This window comes from Pseudomonas sp. p106, assembly GCF_003936645.1.
Lineage (GTDB): Bacteria > Pseudomonadota > Gammaproteobacteria > Pseudomonadales > Pseudomonadaceae > Aquipseudomonas > Aquipseudomonas putida_E.
Map to the genome: position 1 here is coordinate 1 of NZ_RHQR01000052.1, position 569 is coordinate 569.

The 569-nt window shown below is 57.8% G+C and carries 1 protein-coding gene; it reads left to right on the forward strand.

Annotated features, from left to right (window positions below; all coding sequences use genetic code 11):
* On the forward strand, window positions 1-191 hold a 191-nt coding region (locus EGJ09_RS26665), incomplete at its 5' end, for a hypothetical protein (protein ID WP_218567564.1).
* Window positions 192-569: the final 378 nt, after the last annotated feature.

Sequence of the window (569 nt, forward strand, 5' to 3'; positions counted from 1 at the left end):
CTTTTTTGGTTACTTTTTGGGGCGTTTGCCAAAAAGTGACCCGCCGTAAGGGCGGAAAGGTGAGTGAGCGCCGCCACCGCAAATGGATATGCCCGCATGAATCAAAGCCCTCGCATGAGCTTCTGGCTTCTGGCTTCTGGCTTCTGGCTTCTGGCTTCTGGCTTCTGGCTTCTGGCTTTCAGCTAGCGTGAATATCCATTTGCCGTGGCGGCGCTCACTCACCTTTCCGCCCTTACGGCGGGTCACTTTTTGGCAAACGCCCCAAAAAGTAACCAAAAAAGGCTGGCTCCCATCATCCGGCCCCTACGCTTCGCTCCGGGGTTCCCTCGCTCCGGCCTTGCTCCCGGGAGGACCGCGCTGACGGCCCATCCATGGGCCGCAGCGCTTGACGGGCATCCATGCCCGTCACCTCCCTTCGCAAGACCTGCGCTCGGCCTCCTGAAGTCGCGATCTGTGGTGCCTGTACTACCGCGCTTGAAAAGCAAAAGCAAGAGCAACAGCAAGAGCAACAGCAAGAGCAACAGCAAGAGCAACAGCAAGAGCAACAGCAAGAGCAACAGCAAGAGCAA